The sequence below is a fragment of the Clostridium zeae genome, assembly GCF_017312485.1.
Lineage (GTDB): Bacteria > Bacillota > Clostridia > Clostridiales > Clostridiaceae > Clostridium_AR > Clostridium_AR zeae.
Genome location: NZ_BMBA01000001.1, coordinates 275,813 through 297,649 on the forward strand (window position 1 = coordinate 275,813; position 21,837 = coordinate 297,649).

Below are 21,837 nucleotides of genomic sequence, written 5' to 3' on the forward strand. Positions count from 1 at the left end.
GCTCCCTTCAAGGATTTATTCTCTTATGTAATCCCCACTTTTACCGCCTGTTTTCTTCATGAGTTTTATATCAGTTATTATCATGTCTTTATCAACAGCTTTACACATATCATATATGGTAAGAGCAGCTATGTTCACAGCAGTTAAAGCTTCCATTTCTACACCGGTTTTTCCAATTGTACTTACTGTTGCTTCTATATGTATTTCCTCTTCCTTAACCTCAAACCTTATATCAGATCCAGTTAGCGGTATATTATGACACATAGGGATAAGTTCCCAAGTTTTTTTAGCTCCCATAATTCCACCTATTTGAGATACTGCAAGTACATCTCCCTTTTCTATGAGACCTTCTCTTATGAGCTTTACAGTTTCTTTTTTAAACTTTATTGTCGCTCTAGCTATTGCCACCCTTTTTGTATCATCTTTCTCTGATACATTAACCATATGAGCTCTTCCTTCTTCATTAAAATGTGAAAACTCCATACTTATCCTCCTATAGCAATCATTTCTCTTTCTATATATTCTTCATCCTCAAGACCGTGTTCCTTAGGTTTATGCTTTACAATATTACATATTACCTCAGTTGTATCTTGTCCTGCTCTTATTAAACCTTTAATATCTATTTCAGTATTAGAATGCAGGCATGCCTTTAGCTTTCCATCTGCGGTTAACCTTATTCTATTACAATTGCCGCAGAACTTACAAGAAATAGGATTAATTAGTCCTATGTTTCCTTTTCCATCAGGTAGTTTATAATATTTTGCAGGCGAAGCCATGTCCTTTGACTTTATTTGAATAAGTTCTGGAACTCTTTTTAGTACATTTTCATTACTTACATATCTATTAAGAGACCAATCCTTTACTTGTCCAATAGGCATAAGCTCAATAAATCTTACATCTATTTCTTCATCCTTAGTCAAATTGATAAAATTCACTATTTCATCCTCATTAAAATCTCTAATTAGAACAACATTTAACTTTATAGGAGTAAGGTTAACTTTTTTAGCTTCTCTTATTCCCTCAAGTACATCTTTAAGTATTCCACCTTTTGTTATTGTTCTATATTTTTCATGGTTTAAAGTATCTAAGCTTATATTAACTCTTGTAAGGCCTGCTTCCTTTAAAGCCTTAGCATACCTTTTTAAAAGAGTGCCATTGGTGGTCATCGCTATCTCATCAATACCTTGAAGCTTAGAAAGTTTTTTAATAAGTGTTATTATCCCCGCTCTAACTAAAGGTTCTCCACCAGTTAATCTAATCTTATTTATCCCCAAAGAAACAAATTTCTTTGCTATTTCTTCTATTTCTTCAAATCTTAATATTTCATCATGGCAGGCTTTTTTTATTCCTTTTTCCGGCATACAGTACTTACACCTTAAATTACATAAATCCGTTACTGAAATCCTTAAGTAATTTATATTACGATCATATGAATCTATCATTTGTATAACCTCCATGCAAAGTCTAAAAGTATTTTTAAATTTTAGTTTAATTACAAATACCGAAGCGTTTATGTATTTAGAGGATAAGACTTAAATTTGTATCAATTATAACTAATAACTAACTTTGCTGATATGTATCTATGTATCTATCCAAATCTTCTTTTGTATTTAAATTCATAAACATTTCAAAGCTATACTCAAAACTTTTTACTTTGTCTTCTTTAATATAGAGCGTATCTGAAGCTTTGATTAAATGTTTAAGGGATCTTTTATCTGCTTGTATCATTTGCTTTACTTTTGGAAGTAATGACTTTGAATAAAAAGCATTAAAAGGTTCGATATAACTTTCTCTTTCAACTACACAGCATTGTTTAGTTTCCTCTATTAATTTATCTTTCATGAAATCTATAAAATCGATATTTATTATAGGCATATCGCAGGCAATAAAATATACATATTGTCCTTTTGCAGCTTTAAGACCTTCATAGATCCCTGCTATAGGACCAATTGCTTCAATTTCATCCGAAATCACTTTATATTTACTTCCATTATAATAATCTGGTTTATTGCTTATTACTATGACTTCTTCAAAACTAGTGTATAGCTTTTCTGCAATTACATCAATGAGCTGTTTATTTTCAAACTTTAAAAACTGTTTGTCAAATCCCATTCTAGAGCTTTTACCACCAGCTAAAATCACAGCAGTCTTAAATATATTTAATTTTACTGAATTATTATAATACATTTCTCCTCTACCTTAAGTTCTAATTGTAGAACTTTTACTCCGTTCTTATAATTTCTTATAAAGAGTTCCTTCATCGAAACTTAATTTACACTTGTTCTAAAATCTCGGTTTCTGGCGATTTTCAAGCATGTATAAATTACTAGATGAGTTAGGAACTCTATATCATAATCCAAAAATGATTTACTTAAATATTAATCTTCCTTGTATTGTTTCTCCAGCTTTCATTTCTGTATAGTCTTCTGGAACAATTAATACACCATTTGCTTTACTTATGGTTGTAAGCTTGTTTGAACTTTGAGAACCAATGTTGTAAGCATAATATTTATCATCCTTCTTAACTAATTTCACATATAGAAGCTTCAATCTTCCCTTTCTTACTTTAAAATCTTCTCCTAATATTACTGAAAATTCTTCTTTCATGTACTCATTCTTACCTAAAACCTTATTACAGACTGGCTCAATAAATTGTTCGAAGGTACTTATTGCTGAAAGCGGATTACCAGGAAGACTAAAGAAAAACTTACCCTTGAACACAGCGAAACTTATAGGCTTTCCAGGCTTTATAGCAACTGAGTCAAACTTTATATCAGCACCAATTTCCTTTAATATAGTTTCAACAAAATCATAGTCTCCTGCTGACGCTCCACCAGAAGTTATTACTATATCTGTTTTTTCCAGTGCTTCCTCTATAACTTTCTTAAGTACATCTTTTTCATCCTTTACAATACCAAAAGAAGCAACCTCAAGCCCTAAACTTCTTATCATTGAAGTTATTGCATATTCATTGCTATTTCTTATCTTTCCTTTACCTATATTTTTATCTATATCTACAAGTTCATCACCAGTTATAATAAGTCCCACTACTGGTGGTTTATAAATCTCAACTGTTTTATAACCTAATGATGCAAAAATCCCTATTTCTGCTGGCCTTATTTCAGTTCCTTTTTTAACCACCATATCGCCAGGCTGGATTTCTTCGCCAAACTTTATGACATGATTATCTTTTTTAACTTCATTATATAGATAGACTATATCACCTTCAGTTTTGACCTTTTCTACTTCTATAACACAATCAGCCTCTATAGGAATTGGTGCTCCAGTCATTATCTTATAGGCTTCTCCTCTTTTTATACTTTCTGTACACCACTGACCAGCCTTTATTACCCCTTTTACCTTAAATCCTCTTGGATCTTCTGCCGTTATGCTTTTAGTATCGCTACTTCTTACTGCATATCCATCCATTGCTGACTTATCAAAGGGAGGAAGACTATCCTTAGATAATATGTCTTCAGCTAAAACTAAGCCATTACATAAAAGTATTTCTCTCTTTTCTTTGCCTATTGGTTTAGCTTCTTCAGAAATTATTCTTAAAGCATCGCTTACACTGATCATCTTAACTATCCTTTCGTTACTAATTCTTATAGCATAATATCTAAATTCAAGTGTTCTTAAAATAAACTATATAAAGTATAAACCTTATTATAAGCTAATTTTATCTTTTTTTATATGCTATTTAATGCTTCACTTCTAACAACCTATCATTATTAAGAAGTTATAGTAAACTTTTATATTGCAACATTCTTTCTTTACAAAAAGACTTGATGTAGTATAATTTAAGGAGTTTTATTGATATTAAAAGCTTATTAAATGAAACAAAATTGAAGTTGAACTTACTTCTAGAATTAAAGACGTCTAGAATTAAATTTAAATATATAGTTGTTTAATATATAAAATTTTGAACACATAGGAGGAAATACCATGATAAAAACCGCTATTTTAACTATAAGTGATAAAGGATCAAGAAACGAAAGAGTTGATACTACTGGTCCAGCGATAGAAGCTATATTAGATAAAGATAATTACTCAATTGAATACTATAAGATTATTCCAGATGAAATAGATATTATAAAGAAAGAACTTATATACTTATGTGATGAAATGAAAATAAATTTAATATTAACCAATGGCGGTACTGGTTTTTCGCAAAGAGATGTTACTCCTGAAGCTACTTTACAAGTTATAGAAAAGCAGGTTCCTGGTATTGCTGAAGCAATGAGAGCTGCTTCTTTAAAGATAACACCTAAAGCTATGCTTTCTAGAGCAGTAAGCGGTATAAGAAAATACTCCTTAATAGTTAACTTACCTGGAAGCCCAAAAGGTGCTGTTGAAAATCTAGAAGTAATTTTACCTGCCCTTCCACATGGAATACAGATACTTACTGGTGAAGCCTCCGAATGTGCAAGATAAAGAGGTGCCACTTTGAACCGAAGTATCTTTAAATATCTTAACGGTTATGGTTATTGAATTTAAAAATATAAATAAATCTATGGCATCATATTTTCAAAAAATCGTTTGTTAAAAAATTTTTATCATCAATTATAATATATGGTAAAATATTATGGTCATTATATGAATTTCCCACTTCACATTAGAATTCTTTAAGCCCACTCAAATTCCTAGGTGTTTTTAGAATAGTCTTAATTTTGAAGTGGTACATATTTAGCAAAGGAGTGATTTCTTAATGGATTCACGTAAAAACAGCATAATCACAGCATTAATGGTAGCAATGTTTTTAGGAGCTGTTGAAGGTACTGTTGTAACTACAGCGGTTCCATCAATAGTAAAAAGCTTAAATGGCTTTGAACTTATAAGTTGGGTATTTTCTGCGTACATGCTCACTTCAGCTATATCTACTCCTGTTTATGGTAAGCTATCTGATTTGTATGGAAGAAAGCTGATGCTTATAATTGCTATATCTATATTCTTACTTGGTAGTTTCTTGTGCGGATTTTCAACTAATATGTACTTATTGATATTTTTCAGAGCTTTGCAGGGACTTGGAGCTGGTGGAATCTTTACAATAAGTTATACTATTGTAGGAGATGTATTTACCCTTGCTGAAAGGGCAAAGGTTCAAGGTTGGTTAAGCTCTGTTTGGGGAATAGCAAGTTTAGTCGGACCTTTCTTAGGAGGATTTTTCATTGACAATTTAAGCTGGCATTGGATATTCTTTATTAATATTCCTTTTGGGATAATATGCATTTTATTATTACAAAAAAACTTACAAGAATCATTCGAGAAAAGAAGTCATAAAATCGACTATCTAGGAACAATAACTCTTTCTTTAGCAATTTTGTTTATATTGCTTAGCATATTATTTGCTGAAAAAAATCATAGTTTCTTTTCTACTAATATAATTGTTTGCGTTGTAATATCAATATTAATGCTAGTATTATTTTATAGGGTTGAAAAGAATGCAGAAGAACCAATAATCCCTTTTGAAATCTTTACCAAAACAAATACAGTAACAAATATAATAGGATTCTTAGCTTCTGCTGTATTAATAGGTTGCGATGTATATATGCCAATATATATACAGAACGTACTCGGAAAAAGTGCAACAATTTCAGGGCTTTCTCTTGCACCAATGTCTATTTCCTGGTTAGTTGCTGCAGTTGTTTTAGGAAAAGCAATTACTAAATACGGAGAAAGAGCTACAACAATATTCTCTTTTATAATTTTAATAATAGGTTCAATACTTCTTGCTACTCTAGGTGCAAACTCACCATTATTTCTATCAATGGCTTACACCTTTATATTAGGTGCAGGTTTTGGAGGCGCTTTTACTATAATTACAATAATAGTACAAACCTCCGTAGACTTTAATATAAGAGGAGCAGCAACAGCTTCAAACACATTACTTCGTACCTTAGGTCAGACTATTGGAGTTAGTGTTTTTGGAAGTATGTTTAACCTTAATATAATAAACTATTTTAATAAAATCGGGATAAATAATGTTGACCCTAATAATCTTTATACTTCTGCTGAAGGAAAAATCAAATATACTGTTGATAGCATAATCAATTCACAAATAAGTGGTATAAGAAATATATTTTTTGTATTAGTTGGGATATCTATAGTATGCTTAGTACTTTCCTTTATGCTTCCTAATACATTAAAAGAAAGTAATGATATTAACCAAGCTTAAAATTTATTTAATTAATAACAAAAAGAGAGTATGCTTTTAAAAATAAGTTTACTCTCTTTTTCTATATTAATAGCAACTAATTTCTAAAAATAAATTCCTTATGCAGCAACCATGTATTACTCTCCCACTTATAAATAGATACATTGTCAAAGCTGCTTTCAAATTTACAAGGTATTTCTGAAACATAATCCCATATATACTGATATATATGTTTTATATTTTTAGATGCAACAGTTATATGGAAGGCTTTATCTTTTCCTTCTTTTTCTTTAAAATTTATAAAGCTAAATGATTGTAGAACATCAATTACATTATCATGTATCTCTTTTCCTTTGTTAGTCAGTTTCATACTCATATATACAACTCTATTATCAAAATGATCAAATTCATCTATAGTTAATGGAGTTATTTCACTTTGTTCGCATAAAGCTCTCAGCTGATCTTCTAGTTCTTTTATACTCCCATCATACTCAAAGGGAGCTTTTATAGTAAAGTGAGCAGGTAGTTTTGAAGATTTTGCTTTAAACTTATTAAATACTTCTTTTCTTAAATTATTATTAAAATCTCCTGCTTTTCCTTTAATAACCGAAACAATTACGTATCTCATATTCAAACTCCTTTTATTTATAAATACTATATGTCAGATAAGTTAGTCTTTTTAAATTTTATTATTTAAAGCCAAAACATTTAGTACATCAAATATACAATTAAATTACTACATTTATATTATAAAGCTTTTAAATATTATTATTTATAAAAATTATCTTTTTAATATTTTATATATTGTTCCTTAAGACTTCAATAACTTAACAGGAATAGTTTCGCTTCAAAAACAAAGAATATTAATGGAGGTGATTTAATATGCAACAAGCTAATGGCAAGAAAAAATTAGGTGATAAAAAAGCTTATGTAAATAAAAATAAGAATTCTGAATCAAATCCTGTGGATACAAATGAAGATAAAGACATGAGCAAACCAGTAAGAGGTTTACCACAAAGATAATTTTGGACATGTATAATTTGTAAGTTTAGATAAGATAAATATGGAGGTGTATATGTCATGCAAAGCACAAATCAAATAAATAAACCAGTTCATAAAAATCACGGTAAAGGTAAAAATTATAATCCAGATCCAGTAAAGGTTGTATGGAATAAAGATAGTAAGAAACCTGTTAAACATTCACCTGAAGAATATGTTTAAGCTTAATTAATACTAAAAGTAATTACAAAACCTATAATAAAAAGAAAGGATGTAAGCAAAAACTTTAATATAGTTTTAAGCTTTACATAACGGTGGCTAATTATGACTCAAAAATTAGGAAAAAATAATAGAACCGGGGAAAAATCTTATTATAGAAATAAAAATAATAAATCTGCAGCAAATCCTGTAAATGCTGAATTTAATGAAAATACAAGTATGCCTGTAAAGCATCTTCCAAAGCAGTAACATTATAGAAAGTTAATATATATAATTTCAGAAGATTAGGTAGCTATTTATTAGCTACCTTTTGTATATACCTTTACTTTTAGAATTCATATATTTAAAGATGAACCATTTTAATCGAAAATCTTTTTTAAACTCCTCTAACTTACAAATCAGATGCTATATGCTCGACTTATTTTTATTGGAATAATTGTAAAATCACCCATTAACTTATATTTATGATATAATCTATAGTAAAATTATTTTTTAGGAGGTACTATGAGTAGAGTTTTTTTCGTGCGTCATGCTACTCCTGATTTTAATGTACATGACGATTTAATAAGACCATTAACTGAAGATGGACTAAAATCAACCCTTAAGGTAAGCGATTTTTTGCAAGATAAAAAGATTACTAAAGCTTACTGTAGTCCTTACAAAAGATCTATTGATACTATTTTAGATTTTACAAACAAGAATTGTTTAGAGATATCAGTTATTAATGATTTAAGAGAAAGAAAGATAAGTAATTCTTGGATTGAGGATTTCCATGCCTTTGCTCGTAATCAATGGGAGGATTTTCACTTTAAGTTATTAGAAGGTGAAAGCTTAAAAGAAGTGCAAGATAGAAACGTACAAGCTTTGCATAGTATATTAGAAAAGCATCCACAAGAAAACATTGTGATAGGTACTCATGGTACTGCACTTGGTACAATTATAAATTATTATGATAAAAGCTTTGATTATAATAGTTTTTTGAGAATAATGGATTTAATGCCTTTTATAGTTTGCATGGAATTTGAAGGAATAAATTTAGTTAGTATCGAAGAGGTTATATTATAATAATTTATCTTATACTTTACCAGTATAGTCCTGTAATTATTTAATTTATTATTTATCTTAATTAATCAATAAGCCTACAGAGAAATCGCATAACTCTGTAGGCCTTTGATTTAGGGATGAACAACTCTAAACGTAAAAATATAAGTTTAATTGTAGAGTTGTTCATCTATATGGAATTAAAGCAAAATGCTTTAATGGGGGCTAATTTATTATAAAGTATAGAACTTATACTTCGTATAGTGGGTATACTGCTCACCTGGTTTAAGTATAGATTCTTCCTTGTTACAGGCATTTATTCCAATTGGAGCGTTTTGTGTTTCTAGGCATACAGCCATTCTTAATTCTGGATAGTTGCCATTATATAGTTTCTTTTCTACTGGGTAGTTAGTGGCATAGACAACAACATACGGATTATCTGTAGTTACAGTCATTGCACGACCAGACTTTTCATCTTTTAACTCTACTAATCCAATTTCGTCATCAAATTTAAATGGATGATCATACCCACCACCAGCTTTAATTTGATAATGGTCTTCAGATACATCCCTGCCAATTTCTTTTTCAATTCTAAAATCAAAAGGTGTTTCCTCTACTTTTAAAACCTTACCTGTAGCAGCAAAATCTTCAGACAATTCTAAGTAATTACTTGCTTTTATCATTAATTTATGGTTTAAGATGTTTCTTTCAGCATCACCACTAAGATTAAAATAGCTATGGTTAGTTATATTGAGTACAGTGGTCTTATCAGTTTCTCCAGCTACCATAAAATAAAACTCATTATCGTCATTAAGAATGTATTTTACTTTTACCTTTACTTCCCCTGGAAAACCTGCTTCTCCATTTTCAGAGGTATACTCTAAAACAAGACCAACCTGATTATCCTCTTCAACCCCACATACATTCCAAAGCTTTGTATGATAACCGAAAGTTCCACCATGGAGGTTATTTACACCTAGATGATTTGTTTCAAGTTCATAAACTTTTCCTTGGATTTCTATTTTTCCAGTATAAATTCTTCCTGCAAATCTACCTATTATTGCTCCATAATAAGCTTCATTTTCAATATAATCGTTGATATCTTCATACCCTAAAACTATATTTTTAAAACTTCCAGCCTTATCTGGAGTATATATACCAGTTATTACTCCACCTAAATTGAGAACAGTAACTTTAATGCCGTTTTTATTCTCAATAGTATATTCAATTAAATCTTTATTTTCATAAGAGCCTATAGTCTTAAAGCTGTATTCCATCATCCACCTCTATATATTAAAGCTCTTTTGCAGTTTTAATAACATTATCTACTGTAAAGCCAAATTCCTTGAAAAGTATATCTCCAGGTGCAGATGCTCCAAAAGTATCAATTGAAACAACTTTACCATCTAACCCAACATATTTATGCCATCCAAATGAAGATGCTGCTTCAACTGCAATTCTCTTTCTTACAGCCTTTGGCATTAACTTTTCTTTATACTCTTCTCCTTGAGCTTCAAACACTTCTAAAGATGGTATTGAAATTACTCTTGCATCAATTCCTTCTTCCTTAAGTTTTGATTGAGCTTCATATATTAACTCAACTTCTGAACCAGTTGACATAAGAAGCATATCTGGTACTTCTTTTTCACTATCCTTTAATATATAAGCACCTTTTAAAGCTTCTGGTGATGTTTCGTTGTACAAAGGAAGATTTTGTCTTGATAGTACTATGGAAGTAGGACCATCTTTTCTCTTTAATGCATGAAGCCATGCAGCAGCAGTTTCCTTTGAATCAGCTGGTCTAAATACATGCATATTAGGTATGCTTCTAAGCATTGCTAATTGCTCAATTGGTTCATGAGTAGGACCATCTTCACCTACTCCAATACTATCATGTGTTAATACATAAACTACTGGAATCTTCATAAGTGCTGATAATCTCATTGAAGCCTTCATGTAATCACTGAATACAAAGAAAGTTGATACGTAAGGCACAAGCCCTCCATGAACTGCAATCCCATTAGCTATGGCTGCCATCGCATGTTCTCTTACTCCAAAGTGAAGATTTCTTCCACTTCTATCTTCCTTAGAGAAATCTCCTTTTCCCTTCATATAAGTTTTTGTAGAAGGTGCAAGGTCTGCAGATCCACCTATTAGGTTAGGTACTAAATCCATTAATCTATTTATAACTTTTTCTGAGGATACTCTTGTAGCAAGCTTACCTTCGAAATTCCAATATTCTTCATTTGAAAGTAAATCTGCTTTAACTTCTCCGCTATTCCAAAGTTCCCATTCACTAGCAAGTTCTGGGTACTCCTTCTTATAGTTTTCAAAAAGTTTATTCCATTCTACTTCTGCTTTTGTTCCTTTTTCTATAGTTTCACTTAAATGTTCTCTAACTTCCTTTGGAACATGGAATTCTTCTTCATAGCTCCAACCTAAGAATTCCTTAGCCTTTTTAATATTATCAACACCTAATGGTTCTCCATGAACCGAAGAAGTTCCTGCTTTAGGTGAACCATATCCTATTACTGTCTTTACTATAACTAAGGATGGTTTTTCAGTTTCTTTTTTAGCTTCTTCTAGTGCCTTTGTAATTGCAGCAACATCATTTCCGTCTTCTATTGTAAGCACTTGCCATCCATATGCTGCATACCTTGCTCCAACATCTTCTCTGAAGGCTATATCTGTATCTCCCTCTATAGAGATTTTATTTGAGTCATATAATACAATAAGCTTACCTAATCCTAGAGTGGCAGCGAGTGATGCTCCTTCACCAGTTATACCTTCCATCATATCACCATCACCAGATAAAGCATAAGTGTAATGATTAACGATTTCATAACCAGGTCTATTGAACTTTTTAGCTAAAAAGCTCTCAGCCATAGCCATACCAACTGAATTAACCTGACCTTGACCAAGAGGACCAGTAGTTATTTCAACACCTACAGTGTGACCATACTCTGGATGCCCTGGAGTCTTACTATCCTTTTGTCTAAAATTCTTTAAATCATCAACTGTAAGTCCATATCCATATAAGTGTAAAAGTGAGTATAAAAGCATTGAACCATGTCCAGCTGATAACACAAATCTGTCTCTATCGAACCATTTAGGGTTCTTAGGACTATGTTTCATAACCTTATCAAAAATGGCATAAGCCATTGGAGCTGCTCCCATTGGCAATCCAGGATGACCTGAATTAGCTTTTTGTACAGCTTCAGCTGAAAGTAATCTTATAGAGTCTACGGTTAAATTATCAATATTTTTACTCATTCTATCTCCTCCGTTTTTTAGCCAAATATAGCTTTCCAGTCATTCATGAATTTTTCTATTCCGCTGTCTGTTAATGGATGTTTGATCATTTGGTTTATAACACCAAATGGTACTGTTGCAATATGAGCACCTGCTTTAGCAGAATCGATTATATGTGTAGGATTTCTTATACTTGCAGCTATTATTTCTGTCTTTATATTATGCACATTAAATATAGTAGTTATTGCTTCAATTAAGTCCATTGGGTTTGTAGTAATATCATCTAGTCTTCCTAGGAAAGGACTTACATAAGTAGCTCCTGCTCTTGCTGCAAGTAGCGCTTGACCTGGATTAAAAATTAAAGTTACATTAGTTTTAATTCCTTCACTTGCTAATACCTTTGTTGCTTTTAAGCCTTCAGTAGTCATAGGTATCTTAACAATCATGTTTGGATGAATTTTAGCAATTTCTCTTCCTTCTTTAACCATCCCATCCTTTTCAAGGCTTATTACTTCCCCACTAATTGGACCATCAACTATAGAAGTAATTTCTTTAATAACTTCGTTAAAATCTCTTCCTTCCTTTGCGATTAAGCTTGGATTAGTGGTTACACCACAAATAACTCCCATCTCATTTGCTTCTCTAATCTCATTAACATTAGCGGTATCTAAAAATAATTTCATAATTCCGACTCCTTTTTATTATACACTTTATTTTCCATAATACTTAAAATAAATGTTATTTTTATATAAAATATAATTTATACATATATTTATCTAGATTTAACTTTAATAACTGTAAAATACTTATTTTTGACCATAGTAAGCATTACTTCCATGCTTTCTATAATAGTGCTTGTCTAACAAATATTGATCTAAACTTTCTATTTCTTTATTTAAAGTAACAGTATGATAAGCCATGTTACAAGTTTCCTCAAGAACAACTGAATTTACAACTGCATCTTTTGGAGTTTTCCCCCAAGTAAAAGGTGCATGACAGCTTACTAGCACGCCTGGAATGGCCATCACTTCTCCATCACCTATAGTTTCAATTATTACTTTCCCTGTATTTCCTTCGTAATCCCCTTCTATTTCTATTTCAGTAAGTTTTCTAGTACAAGGGATATTACCATAGAAATGGTCCGCATGAGTTGTACCTAACGCTGGCATCTCCTTTGAAGCTTGTGCCCATATAGTAGCCCATGTAGAATGAGTATGAACAATCCCTCCCATTTCTTTATATCTTTTATATAGTTCTATATGAGTTGGGGTATCAGAGGAAGGTCTTAAATCTCCTTCTACTATGTTTCCTTCTAAGTCGAGAACTACTAATTTATCAATAGTTAACTCTTCATATGGAACTCCGCTTGGTTTAATTACAATTAAATTCTTCTCTCTATCTATTCCACTTACATTACCCCATGTAAATTTAACAAGGTTGTATTGTGGAAGCATAAGATTAGCTTCTAAGACCTGCTTTTTTAATTCTTCTAACATGTTTACCTCCTTAAGATAAATAAGATTAGATATATATAGATTACAGGTATCCTATCAGTTCGTCAGATTTAATAATGATATAAAAACTAAAAGATTACCTATAAAATATCTATCATATTATGTCCTTCTAAACCTTTTCAAATTAATGAGTACTTAATACCTAATTACAAAAAAACATTTCTACTATAGAACTCTTCTTCATCATAAAAGCCTATTGTTATTCATACAAATATCTTTTATTGTACGTACAAATATCCTTAAAAAAATATATGTAAAATACATTAGCTTAGCTTTTTACAGCTAGCTAATTATATTTTAAGCAAATTAAAATCCTGTAGTGGATGCTCTAACTATGAGTTCTGGCTTATATACATAGGAACTATGCTCAACTCTTCCCTCAATTACATCCATAAGCATTCTTGAAGCTTTTCTTCCAAGATCTTCTTTTGGATGTCTTATTGTTGTTAGCTTTACTTCTGTAGCAGTAGCAATATAAGAATCATCATATCCAACTAAAGCTATATCTTCAGGTACTCTAAGACCTTCTTCTCTGATGGCTTGAAGCGCTTGAACAGCTATTTGATCGTTGTAACAAACAATTGCTGTTGGTCTATCTTTTCTTCTTAGAAGTCCATTAGTAAACTCTTGAGGAAAATATTCTTTTTCCTTAGTACCATACTTCCCGATATTATGGTCATTAGCTGTAATATCTTTTTCTTTAAGTGCTTTTAAATATCCAACTTCTCTATTTAAACCTTGCAAGTCGTCATTCTTAAAAATACCAGCAACATTTTTATGACCTATCTGAAGAAGATATTTAGTTAATATGTATGCCCCTTCTATATCGTCCATACCTACAAAAGGTCCACTAAGTTCCTTATACTTACTATTAATCATTATATAAGGAATATTTCTTTTTTCTAGCTCTCTATAATAAGCTAAATTTGTATTTTCAGCAGCACTCATAGTAGGTTCAACTATAAGACCCGCTACTCCATTTTCAATTATTTTTTCTAAACATTCTTTTTCTTTTTGCTTCTCGTTGTTTGTATTATAGAGAAGTAGATTGTAACCAGCAGAACTTAAAACCTCTTCTATTCCAGATATTATTGAAGGAAAAATATAGTTTGATATATAAGTAGTTAAAACTGCAATTGTTTTCTGCTCGTTTGACTTATTCTTCTCACTATAACTACAAAAAGTTCCTTTACCTTGTTCTCTCTTAATGTAGCCATTATTTTCTAATTCCATAAAAGCTTGCCTTACAGTGTGTCTACTTACAGAAAATTTATCAACGATTTCATTTTCTGTTAAAAGTTGATCTCCATAGGCAATTCTTCCTTCTTCCATTTCTTTCTTAAAAAAGGACGCTATCTGCATGTATTTTGATATTTTTGCTTCTTCACGCATATAGTTATTTCTCCTCAAATTATTTGTACGTATGTCCTATAATTCTATTTTATAACAATATTTCTTTATGTCAATGCCTATAAACTCTAAAATCTCAAAAAATTTTTATTTATTTTCTCAAAATTTGTATTGAAATAAAATAATAAAAGGTTTACAATATACTCAAATGGTACGTACAAATTCTAAATTTAATCACAAATTTGTATGTTTATTACTTAATATAACTTAACTAAAAAGGAGGATGTAAAATGCTTAAAACAAAACCTTATGAATTTTGGTTTGTAACAGGTAGTCAACATTTATACGGAGAGGAAACACTTAAAGAAGTAGAAGATCATTCTAAAGAAATAGCTAAGAATTTAAACGAAAAATTAAGATCACAACATAAAATAGTTTTCAAGAAAATACTAACTAGCTCAAGTTCAATAGCAAAGTTATGTATAGAAGCCAATTCAGATGAAAACTGTGCAGGTATAATAACATGGATGCATACTTTTTCACCTGCAAAAATGTGGATATCAGGATTACAACAATTGAACAAGCCACTTCTTCACTTACACACTCAATACAATCGTGAAATTCCATGGAGTACAATGGATATGGATTTCATGAACACTAATCAATCAGCTCACGGAGATAGAGAATATGGTTTTATCGGAGCTAGAATGCAAGTTAAAAGAAAAATTGTTGTAGGTCATTGGCAAGATGAAGATGTTTTAGCTAAAATAGCAAGTTGGACAAAAGTTGCAGTTGCATTTGTTGAGGGTAAAACTCTAAAGGTTGCTCGTTTCGGAGATAACATGAGAAATGTTGCTGTTACCGAAGGTGACAAGGTTGAAGCTCAAATTAAACTAGGCTGGGAAGTTCATGCTTACGGAATATGTGATTTAGTAGATGAAATGGCTAAAATCACTGAAGAGCAAATAGATGTATTAATGAAAGAATATGAAAGTGAATACGACTTTGCTGAAGATTTACTTGTTCCTGGTAAAAAGAGAGATGCTGTTAGAGAACAAGCTAAAATCGAATTAGGTCTTGAATCTTTCTTAGTTAGAGGCGGCTTTACTGCTTTCACTACTAATTTTGAAGACTTACATGGAATGAAACAACTACCTGGTCTTGCTGCTCAACACTTAATGGCTAAAGGCTATGGTTTTGGTGGTGAAGGTGACTGGAAGACTGCAGCACTAGTTCGTGTTATGAAGATAATGGCAGAAAACAAAGGTACTGCCTTCATGGAAGATTACACATACCACTTAGAACAAGGAAATGAATTAATATTAGGTGCTCATATGTTAGAAGTTTGCCCAACAGTTGCTGCAACAAAACCTAGAATTGAAGTGCATCACTTAGGAATTGGCGATAAGGAAGACCCAGCTAGAATTGTTTTTGATGGAGCTGCTGGTTTTGGCCTTTGCGCTTCCCTACTTGACATGGGTAACCGCTTTAGACTATTAATCAACGAAGTTGAAGCTGTTGAAATTGAAAAAGAATTACCAAAGCTACCAGTAGCAAGAGTTCTTTGGAAACCACTTCCTTCATTAAAAGAATCGGCTGAAGCATGGATACTTGCTGGTGGAGCTCATCATACTAGCTTCTCCTTCGAAGTAACAACTGATCAATTATTAGATTATGCAGAATTGGTTGGTATAGAAACTCTTATCATAGATGCTGACACTAAGATTCGTGACTTCAAGAACCAAATACTTTGGAATGACGTTGCTTGGAAATTAAGGTAGTTTAAAACTCAATACTTCTATAATTAAACCTTAAAATGTTTTATCCCCAGCATCATTAAAATATTGATGCTGGGGTGATAAAAATCTAACAACTGCTAAAGCTTTTTATTCATGTTATAATAATATAAATTTATTTTAGTATTGAATACTAAACTCATTATTTAATATAGTCTACTTTCAATATTAAAATCAGTTTATACAATATTTTAAAATACGGAGTGATATTATGGCTAATAATAACGATTTCGGAGACAGCAATTTAAGCAAAGTACTTAACTATGTTCATTGGTTTTTCATTACAAATATATATTTCTTTTTATGTAATATCTTATTTATTATATGTGCATATACTATTGAAATTAAATTCGACAATATACTAGTTTTTTTAATCGCACTAATCCCTACCGGTCCATCCATAACTGCAGTATGCTCTTCTATGGGCAAGATAGTTAGGGAAAAATATTTAGATACAACAAAAGACTTTTTTAGAGCCTATAAAGATAATTTCTTTCCTTCAATGAAGTTATGGATTTTATTTCTTTTAACCACTTTCATTCTGTTACTGGATATAAAATTATGCTTCATGAATAAAAGCTTTCTATTTTTATTAATACCTACTGTTGTAATTTTATTTCTTTTAATTTTGATTTTTTCATACGCCTTCCCTTTACTATCAAGGTTTAGTATGAAAACAATAGATATAATTAAATTATCCGTTTACTTATCACTGAAAAATCCTTTTATTTCATTGATTAATATTGCAGTACTTATTGTTTCTACCCTCTTATTTTTTCAAGGAAGAGGTATAATCGGTCTATTCTTAGGAAGTCTAGCCGCTTACGGAATAGTATTTAATATGAGAAAAATATTCGATTATGTAGAAAAAAAATTTATAAGCCCATAAGTTATTCATTATATATAAAAATATGAAGTTACGTAAAAGTGCTTCATATTTTTTGCTTTTTATCACCCACTTTGTTCTTCCTAAAAACAATTTTTCATTTAATATAATGCTTTATCTATAATATTTTAATATAGATGAAACACTTCATTCCGAATTACTACATAACTATTTTACTTTTATCTAAATATGTGAAAATATGTTATATCTATAGATGTAAATGATTAAACAGCTGCCACTACCGCTTATTTAACCTATTCATTTTTTAAATAATGAAATTTTATTTTAGAAAAACTTAAAATATTATTTCATTATTTTCAGTAAAATAGTATAATAATGTAAGAGTAGTATATTTAATTTAAAGATAATTTTAAAAATATGCTCTGATTCTTTTGATAGTAATCTCTTAAAGGATACTTTCACTGAGTTTATTGCATAAAATTTTATTAATACTATAGAGGAGAATGTCATGATACACATAACGGACTTAAAAGAAAGCTTACCTTTATTCAAAGCCTTAAGCTCTGATATAAGGGTACAGATAATTGAACTTCTTTCAGAACATAAACAATTAAATATGAACGAATTAGCAGAAAAGCTTCAACTGACTAATGGTGCCGTAACAATGCACATAAAGAAATTAGAAGAATGCGGTTTAATAAAAACTAACACCTTGACCGCAAAACATGGAATCCAAAAAATTTGTTATCTACATGAAGATAAATTCGTAATCGATATAGGAACACAAGATATAGAAAATTCCTATGAATTAGAAATTGGAATAGGACACTATTCTTCTTATGAAATTTCCCCTACTTGCGGTATCGCTACTAAAGAAAAACTTGTTGGGGAAGTTGATAATCCTAGCTATTTTGCTGATCCAGAAAGAATTAATGCAGATATCTTATGGTTTACCAAAGGTTTTATCGAATATAGAATCCCAAATTATTTGAAACCAGGTCAAGAGTTTTCAGAAATACAAATATCTATGGAAATAAGTTCTGAAGCACCAGGAAACTGCAATATTTGGCCTTCAGATATTCATTTCATATTAAATAATATAAATGTAGGTAGCTGGACTAGTCCTGGAGATTACGCTGATAGTAAAGGTATCTTAACTCCATCTTGGTGGTTCCCTAACTGGAATCAATACGGTTTACTTAAACTCTTAATAATCAACAAGTTCGGTACATTTATTGATGGTTTAAAAATATCAGATACTACAATAGAAGATATAAATTTAAATTATAAGAGCGATTTAATATTAAAAATGGCTGTTCCTGAAGAAACTAAACATGTAGGAGGCTTAACCATCTTCGGCAAAAACTTCGGAAACTATAATCAAGGTTTAAATGTAAGAGTTGTTTATGATATACCAATGCAGTAAAATAATTAAAGCACGTAACATTCATATAAAATGAATTTACGTGCTTTTAAAATACATATTAAATCATTTCTTGCTATATAAAAATTCTATTTACTCATCTTTCCCCATATAGCTAGACCTTTTTTATTGATCCCAGTGAACACTAATGTTGATTTGTTGTTTTCCCAATCCCACGCCGGAAGAACCTTACCTTCAAACCTATCTTCTTCATCATTTGATAAACTTATAGCAATATCGTTATCTCCTTCAACGTTCCATTTAGCATTATCTTTATCTATTTTCCCGTTAGATTTAAAGGTATATTGTTCAGATGGTATTATATCATTATTATCCTTTGCTAATAATATAATATCCCATTGTCCAGCGATAGCATCCTTATATATTTTTTGTTCTTTTTCTCCTGCATATTTTTCTGGTGATACCATCGGCCAGCCATCTTTAGACCATTCAATTTTTCTTACATTTAGATAAAACCAATTCGGATCTTCTTCAGTTCTTATATGATGATAGATATAATAATCATCCCCATCCTTTAAAACTGAATTATGTCCAGGTGCTAACCAGCCTTCGCTTTCCCCAAATTTATAGCCCCCCATAATTTTATTTCCTACTTCATTTGGTTCTATTGTTGTGTCAGTCATATCGTTTCCGTTAATATCTAAATAAGGACCATTAATATTATCAGATCTTCCTACTCTAACATTGTAATCTTTCGATAACGAATCATAAGACTCAAATAAATAATATTTTTTCTGAGTATCACTGTATATTATATACGGTGCCTCAACAGCACCACTTACTAAGTTATTTCTAGAAGATATATTCTTGCCTTTATCTGAAGAATCAACTGGTTTTCCTGTATTCTTATCAAGCTTAACAATATATACTCCAGTCCAAAAAGAACCATAACTCATCCACATATCACCGTTTTTATCAAAGACTATATTAGGATCTATTGCGTTCATTTTTTCGCCTTCTTCAGTCTTTATAACGCATCCCATATCCTCCCACGGTCCTTCTATTGTTTTACTTCTTTCTAGTCCTATATATGATTTATTCTTACCAAAGGAGGAGGCTGCATAATATAAATAATAGTAATCTCCAACCTTAGTTACGTCTGGCGCCCATAACCCCTGAGCTCCAGTCCAATCATATGCACCAATTGGCACTCCTTCTAAGGCTTGACCAACAAATTGCCAATTAATCATATCTTTAGATTTTCTAACCTGTATCCCAGGTGTTGCAGGTCCACCTACTCTAGCATCAGTAGAAAATACATAATAAGTATCACCATCTTTGAAAACAGACGGATCATGGGTGTTTAAAGTTCCCCATTTACTTTTATCATTCATAGCCTCTACATCTCTAAGCTTCTCTTGTTTTATTCCACTAGGGAAGGTTATATCTTTTAATGCTTTTTCTTTATTCAAACTAGAAGAACAGCCCACAAAGCTAATTAAAAAAATCAATGAAATTGTTATCTGAAAATACCTTTTAATATTAAAACCTCCTTATTTTGCGAGTGAATATTTTTTTACTGTATCTCTAAAAACTCATAAAGCAATTAAATTCCTTAGCGTAACTCACATAAAATCCTTATAGTTTCCTATGCAGTAAAATAGGATTTAGCACATCAATTTAACTTGTGCACTAAATCCTAATTAGAGAATAATATTATGAAAATTATGTTTTACGCAATTTATTGACAACTAATTCTTATCATATTCCATGATAATTTCGGAAGAACTATATTTAAACTACCTTCTCTGACTTCAGGAATATTTACATTTCTAGGTTTAACATTCTCAGGATTATCAAAAGTATTAGTAGCATTAAGGTCTGGACCATCTAATACAACATGTTCAATAACCTTTAAACCTCCAAATGATCTTAACTCTGCAGATAACTCTACATCTTCAGCTTGATCACAGTTAAGTGCAAATATAGTTATAGTATTGTCTTCTTTATTATAAGTAGCTGTAGATTGTACAATTGGTATTTCACCATGTAAATTAGTTTCAAAAGTCGGTGCATCAAGCAAAACATTTAGCACTTCGCCTCTTCCATAAGTTGATACCTGTTGAAAAGGATAAAAAGTAGTCTGCTTTAGAACTGGACCTCCTTTTTTTGTAAAGATAGGAGCTATAACATTAACTAATTGAGCAAGACAAGCTATTTTAACTCTATCTGCATGCTTAAGCAACGAACACATTAATCCTCCAAACACTAAAGCGTCTAATAAGGAATATATATCTTCTAGTATTGGCGGAGCAATCTCCCAATCAGTAAGTTTTATCTTCTTTTGATACCAAACATTCCATTCATCAAAAGAAAGATACATCGTTTTATTACTTCTCTTCTTTGCTTTTACATAGTCAGCCGTGCTCACAATTGTATTAATAAACTTCTCCATATCTGCAAAGGATCCTAAGAAATCCTCAGTACTTCCAAAGTTTTCATAGTATCTATGGCAAGATATGTAATCAACTTGCTCATACAGATATTCTAAAACCGTTCTATCCCATTCTGGAAAAGTTGGTATCTCAGCATTTGAACTTCCGCAAGCAACAAGCTCAATAGTCGGGTCCACCCATCTCATTATTTTCGCAGCTTCAAGAGCTTTTTTTCCATAATCATCAGCATTCAAGTGCCCTATTTGCCACGGTCCATCCATTTCGTTTCCTAAACACCACAGCTTAAAATCGTATGGTTTTTCATGTCCGTTATTCTTTCTCAGTTCACTTAAATCTGTGCCACCTGGATGATTACAATACTCAACAAAGTAACCTGCATCTTGAGGTGTACCTGTACCTAAATTAACAGCTATCATTGGCTCTATGCTTGCTTTTTTTGCCCAATCCACAAATTCATCTATTCCTACTTCATTTGTTTCAGTAGTTCTCCAAGCATAGTCAAGTCTTCTTGGCCTATCTTCTTTAGGACCAATTCCATCTCTCCAGTTATAACCAGATACAAAATTTCCACCAGGATATCTAACCATCGGAACTTTAAGCTCTTTTATTAACTCCATTACATCTTGTCTAAAGCCCTGCTCATCAGCTGTTGGATGATCAGGCTCATATATTCCCGTATAAACTGCTCTTCCCAGATGTTCTATGAAAGAAGCAAACATACGTGGATCTACTTCCGAAATCTTATAATTTTTGTCTACAAAGTATTTTACTTTTTTCATAACTATTGCTCCTTTTTGCTTTAAATGCTGCTGCTATATGTTAAAG

General features: G+C 31.2%; 21 protein-coding genes. 9 read left to right on the forward strand and 12 right to left on the reverse strand.

Annotated elements, in window-relative coordinates; all coding sequences use genetic code 11:
* Positions 1-15 precede the first annotated feature (15 nt).
* From moaC to J3477_RS01285, 4 genes are all read right to left on the reverse strand, one after another.
* Positions 16-489, reverse strand: coding sequence for a cyclic pyranopterin monophosphate synthase MoaC (gene moaC, locus J3477_RS01270; RefSeq protein WP_228731240.1), 474 nt, complete (start codon positions 487-489; stop codon positions 16-18).
* Positions 486-1,442 carry a GTP 3',8-cyclase MoaA gene (moaA, locus tag J3477_RS01275; RefSeq protein WP_206867746.1) on the reverse strand — a complete coding sequence of 319 codons (957 nt, stop codon included), beginning with the start codon at positions 1,440-1,442 and terminating at the stop codon, positions 486-488. The genes moaC and moaA overlap by 4 nt, the downstream gene beginning before the upstream one ends.
* 118 nt (positions 1,443-1,560) lie before the next feature.
* On the reverse strand, positions 1,561-2,187 hold the full coding sequence (gene mobA, locus J3477_RS01280) for a molybdenum cofactor guanylyltransferase (protein ID WP_206867747.1): 627 nt from the start codon (positions 2,185-2,187) through the stop codon (positions 1,561-1,563).
* 180 nt (positions 2,188-2,367) lie between these two features.
* The gene (locus J3477_RS01285; RefSeq protein ID WP_206867748.1) at positions 2,368-3,579 is read right to left on the reverse strand and encodes a molybdopterin molybdotransferase MoeA; all 1,212 of its coding nucleotides are present in this window, start codon (positions 3,577-3,579) and stop codon (positions 2,368-2,370) included.
* 366 nt (positions 3,580-3,945) lie between these two features.
* Here J3477_RS01285 and J3477_RS01290 point away from each other — a divergent pair, with 366 nt between their 5' ends.
* Both J3477_RS01290 and J3477_RS01295 read left to right on the forward strand, forming a co-directional pair.
* Positions 3,946-4,434 carry a MogA/MoaB family molybdenum cofactor biosynthesis protein gene (locus J3477_RS01290; RefSeq protein WP_206867749.1) on the forward strand — a complete coding sequence of 163 codons (489 nt, stop codon included), beginning with the start codon at positions 3,946-3,948 and terminating at the stop codon, positions 4,432-4,434.
* A 274-nt stretch (positions 4,435-4,708) separates the two neighbouring features.
* Positions 4,709-6,175, forward strand: a complete 1,467-nt coding sequence (locus J3477_RS01295; protein ID WP_206867750.1) for an MDR family MFS transporter — start codon at positions 4,709-4,711, stop codon at positions 6,173-6,175.
* A 76-nt stretch (positions 6,176-6,251) separates the two neighbouring features.
* Here the strand turns inward: J3477_RS01295 and J3477_RS01300 are convergent, their stop codons facing one another.
* On the reverse strand, positions 6,252-6,782 hold the full coding sequence (locus J3477_RS01300; RefSeq protein WP_206867751.1) for a 2'-5' RNA ligase family protein: 531 nt from the start codon (positions 6,780-6,782) through the stop codon (positions 6,252-6,254).
* Between the two features lie 254 nt (positions 6,783-7,036).
* Here J3477_RS01300 and J3477_RS01305 point away from each other — a divergent pair, with 254 nt between their 5' ends.
* The 4 genes from J3477_RS01305 (at position 7,037) to J3477_RS01320 (ending at position 8,437) form a co-directional block, all read left to right on the forward strand.
* Positions 7,037-7,177: a hypothetical protein gene (locus J3477_RS01305; RefSeq protein ID WP_206867752.1), complete on the forward strand. Its 141-nt coding sequence runs from the start codon at positions 7,037-7,039 to the stop codon at positions 7,175-7,177.
* Positions 7,178-7,234: 57 nt separating this feature from the next.
* Entirely contained in the window at positions 7,235-7,375 is a 141-nt protein-coding gene (locus tag J3477_RS01310; protein ID WP_206867753.1) for a hypothetical protein, read from the forward strand.
* Positions 7,376-7,477: 102 nt separating this feature from the next.
* Positions 7,478-7,621, forward strand: coding sequence for a hypothetical protein (locus J3477_RS01315; protein ID WP_200270925.1), 144 nt, complete (start codon positions 7,478-7,480; stop codon positions 7,619-7,621).
* 255 nt (positions 7,622-7,876) lie between these two features.
* Positions 7,877-8,437: a histidine phosphatase family protein gene (locus J3477_RS01320; protein ID WP_206867754.1), complete on the forward strand. Its 561-nt coding sequence runs from the start codon at positions 7,877-7,879 to the stop codon at positions 8,435-8,437.
* A 209-nt stretch (positions 8,438-8,646) separates the two neighbouring features.
* Here the strand turns inward: J3477_RS01320 and J3477_RS01325 are convergent, their stop codons facing one another.
* From J3477_RS01325 to J3477_RS01345, 5 genes are all read right to left on the reverse strand, one after another.
* On the reverse strand, positions 8,647-9,690 hold the full coding sequence (locus J3477_RS01325) for an aldose epimerase family protein (RefSeq protein ID WP_206867755.1): 1,044 nt from the start codon (positions 9,688-9,690) through the stop codon (positions 8,647-8,649).
* 16 nt (positions 9,691-9,706) lie between these two features.
* Positions 9,707-11,686, reverse strand: a complete 1,980-nt coding sequence (gene tkt, locus J3477_RS01330; protein ID WP_206867756.1) for a transketolase — start codon at positions 11,684-11,686, stop codon at positions 9,707-9,709.
* A 17-nt stretch (positions 11,687-11,703) separates the two neighbouring features.
* Complete coding sequence (fsa, locus tag J3477_RS01335; RefSeq protein ID WP_206867757.1) at positions 11,704-12,348, reverse strand: fructose-6-phosphate aldolase; 645 nt, start codon at positions 12,346-12,348, stop codon at positions 11,704-11,706.
* Positions 12,349-12,471: 123 nt separating this feature from the next.
* Positions 12,472-13,161, reverse strand: a complete 690-nt coding sequence (locus J3477_RS01340) for an L-ribulose-5-phosphate 4-epimerase (RefSeq protein ID WP_206867758.1) — start codon at positions 13,159-13,161, stop codon at positions 12,472-12,474.
* Positions 13,162-13,485: 324 nt separating this feature from the next.
* Positions 13,486-14,571 carry a GntR family transcriptional regulator gene (locus tag J3477_RS01345; RefSeq protein WP_284691968.1) on the reverse strand — a complete coding sequence of 362 codons (1,086 nt, stop codon included), beginning with the start codon at positions 14,569-14,571 and terminating at the stop codon, positions 13,486-13,488.
* 248 nt (positions 14,572-14,819) lie between these two features.
* Here J3477_RS01345 and araA point away from each other — a divergent pair, with 248 nt between their 5' ends.
* From araA to J3477_RS01360, 3 genes are all read left to right on the forward strand, one after another.
* Positions 14,820-16,310, forward strand: a complete 1,491-nt coding sequence (gene araA / locus J3477_RS01350) for an L-arabinose isomerase (protein WP_206867759.1) — start codon at positions 14,820-14,822, stop codon at positions 16,308-16,310.
* A 226-nt stretch (positions 16,311-16,536) separates the two neighbouring features.
* On the forward strand, positions 16,537-17,214 hold the full coding sequence (locus J3477_RS01355) for a YesL family protein (protein ID WP_206867760.1): 678 nt from the start codon (positions 16,537-16,539) through the stop codon (positions 17,212-17,214).
* Between the two features lie 466 nt (positions 17,215-17,680).
* Positions 17,681-18,598 (forward strand): ArsR/SmtB family transcription factor, encoded by a 918-nt coding sequence (locus tag J3477_RS01360; RefSeq protein ID WP_206867761.1) that lies wholly within the window; start codon positions 17,681-17,683, stop codon positions 18,596-18,598.
* A gap of 86 nt (positions 18,599-18,684) precedes the next feature.
* On the opposite strand, the gene J3477_RS01365 is transcribed toward J3477_RS01360, so the two are convergent.
* Positions 18,685-20,028: an arabinan endo-1,5-alpha-L-arabinosidase gene (locus tag J3477_RS01365; RefSeq protein ID WP_228731179.1), complete on the reverse strand. Its 1,344-nt coding sequence runs from the start codon at positions 20,026-20,028 to the stop codon at positions 18,685-18,687.
* Between the two features lie 269 nt (positions 20,029-20,297).
* Positions 20,298-21,791, reverse strand: coding sequence for an arabinosylfuranosidase ArfA (gene arfA, locus J3477_RS01370; protein ID WP_206867762.1), 1,494 nt, complete (start codon positions 21,789-21,791; stop codon positions 20,298-20,300).
* Positions 21,792-21,837 lie beyond the last annotated feature (46 nt).

Excerpts from the sequence above, each read along its gene's own strand:
- moaA (WP_206867746.1), bottom strand. The coding sequence starts at position 1,442 with ATGATAGATTCATATGATCGTAATATAAATTACTTAAGGATTTCAGTA.
- mobA (WP_206867747.1), bottom strand. The coding sequence starts at position 2,187 with ATGTATTATAATAATTCAGTAAAATTAAATATATTTAAGACTGCTGTG.
- J3477_RS01285 (WP_206867748.1), bottom strand. The coding sequence starts at position 3,579 with ATGATCAGTGTAAGCGATGCTTTAAGAATAATTTCTGAAGAAGCTAAA.
- J3477_RS01290 (WP_206867749.1), top strand. The coding sequence starts at position 3,946 with ATGATAAAAACCGCTATTTTAACTATAAGTGATAAAGGATCAAGAAAC.
- J3477_RS01295 (WP_206867750.1), top strand. The coding sequence starts at position 4,709 with ATGGATTCACGTAAAAACAGCATAATCACAGCATTAATGGTAGCAATG.
- J3477_RS01300 (WP_206867751.1), bottom strand. The coding sequence starts at position 6,782 with ATGAGATACGTAATTGTTTCGGTTATTAAAGGAAAAGCAGGAGATTTT.
- J3477_RS01305 (WP_206867752.1), top strand. The coding sequence starts at position 7,037 with ATGCAACAAGCTAATGGCAAGAAAAAATTAGGTGATAAAAAAGCTTAT.
- J3477_RS01310 (WP_206867753.1), top strand. The coding sequence starts at position 7,235 with ATGCAAAGCACAAATCAAATAAATAAACCAGTTCATAAAAATCACGGT.
- J3477_RS01315 (WP_200270925.1), top strand. The coding sequence starts at position 7,478 with ATGACTCAAAAATTAGGAAAAAATAATAGAACCGGGGAAAAATCTTAT.
- J3477_RS01320 (WP_206867754.1), top strand. The coding sequence starts at position 7,877 with ATGAGTAGAGTTTTTTTCGTGCGTCATGCTACTCCTGATTTTAATGTA.
- J3477_RS01325 (WP_206867755.1), bottom strand. The coding sequence starts at position 9,690 with ATGGAATACAGCTTTAAGACTATAGGCTCTTATGAAAATAAAGATTTA.
- tkt (WP_206867756.1), bottom strand. The coding sequence starts at position 11,686 with ATGAGTAAAAATATTGATAATTTAACCGTAGACTCTATAAGATTACTT.
- fsa (WP_206867757.1), bottom strand. The coding sequence starts at position 12,348 with ATGAAATTATTTTTAGATACCGCTAATGTTAATGAGATTAGAGAAGCA.
- J3477_RS01340 (WP_206867758.1), bottom strand. The coding sequence starts at position 13,161 with ATGTTAGAAGAATTAAAAAAGCAGGTCTTAGAAGCTAATCTTATGCTT.
- J3477_RS01345 (WP_284691968.1), bottom strand. The coding sequence starts at position 14,571 with ATGCGTGAAGAAGCAAAAATATCAAAATACATGCAGATAGCGTCCTTT.
- araA (WP_206867759.1), top strand. The coding sequence starts at position 14,820 with ATGCTTAAAACAAAACCTTATGAATTTTGGTTTGTAACAGGTAGTCAA.
- J3477_RS01355 (WP_206867760.1), top strand. The coding sequence starts at position 16,537 with ATGGCTAATAATAACGATTTCGGAGACAGCAATTTAAGCAAAGTACTT.
- J3477_RS01360 (WP_206867761.1), top strand. The coding sequence starts at position 17,681 with ATGATACACATAACGGACTTAAAAGAAAGCTTACCTTTATTCAAAGCC.
- arfA (WP_206867762.1), bottom strand. The coding sequence starts at position 21,791 with ATGAAAAAAGTAAAATACTTTGTAGACAAAAATTATAAGATTTCGGAA.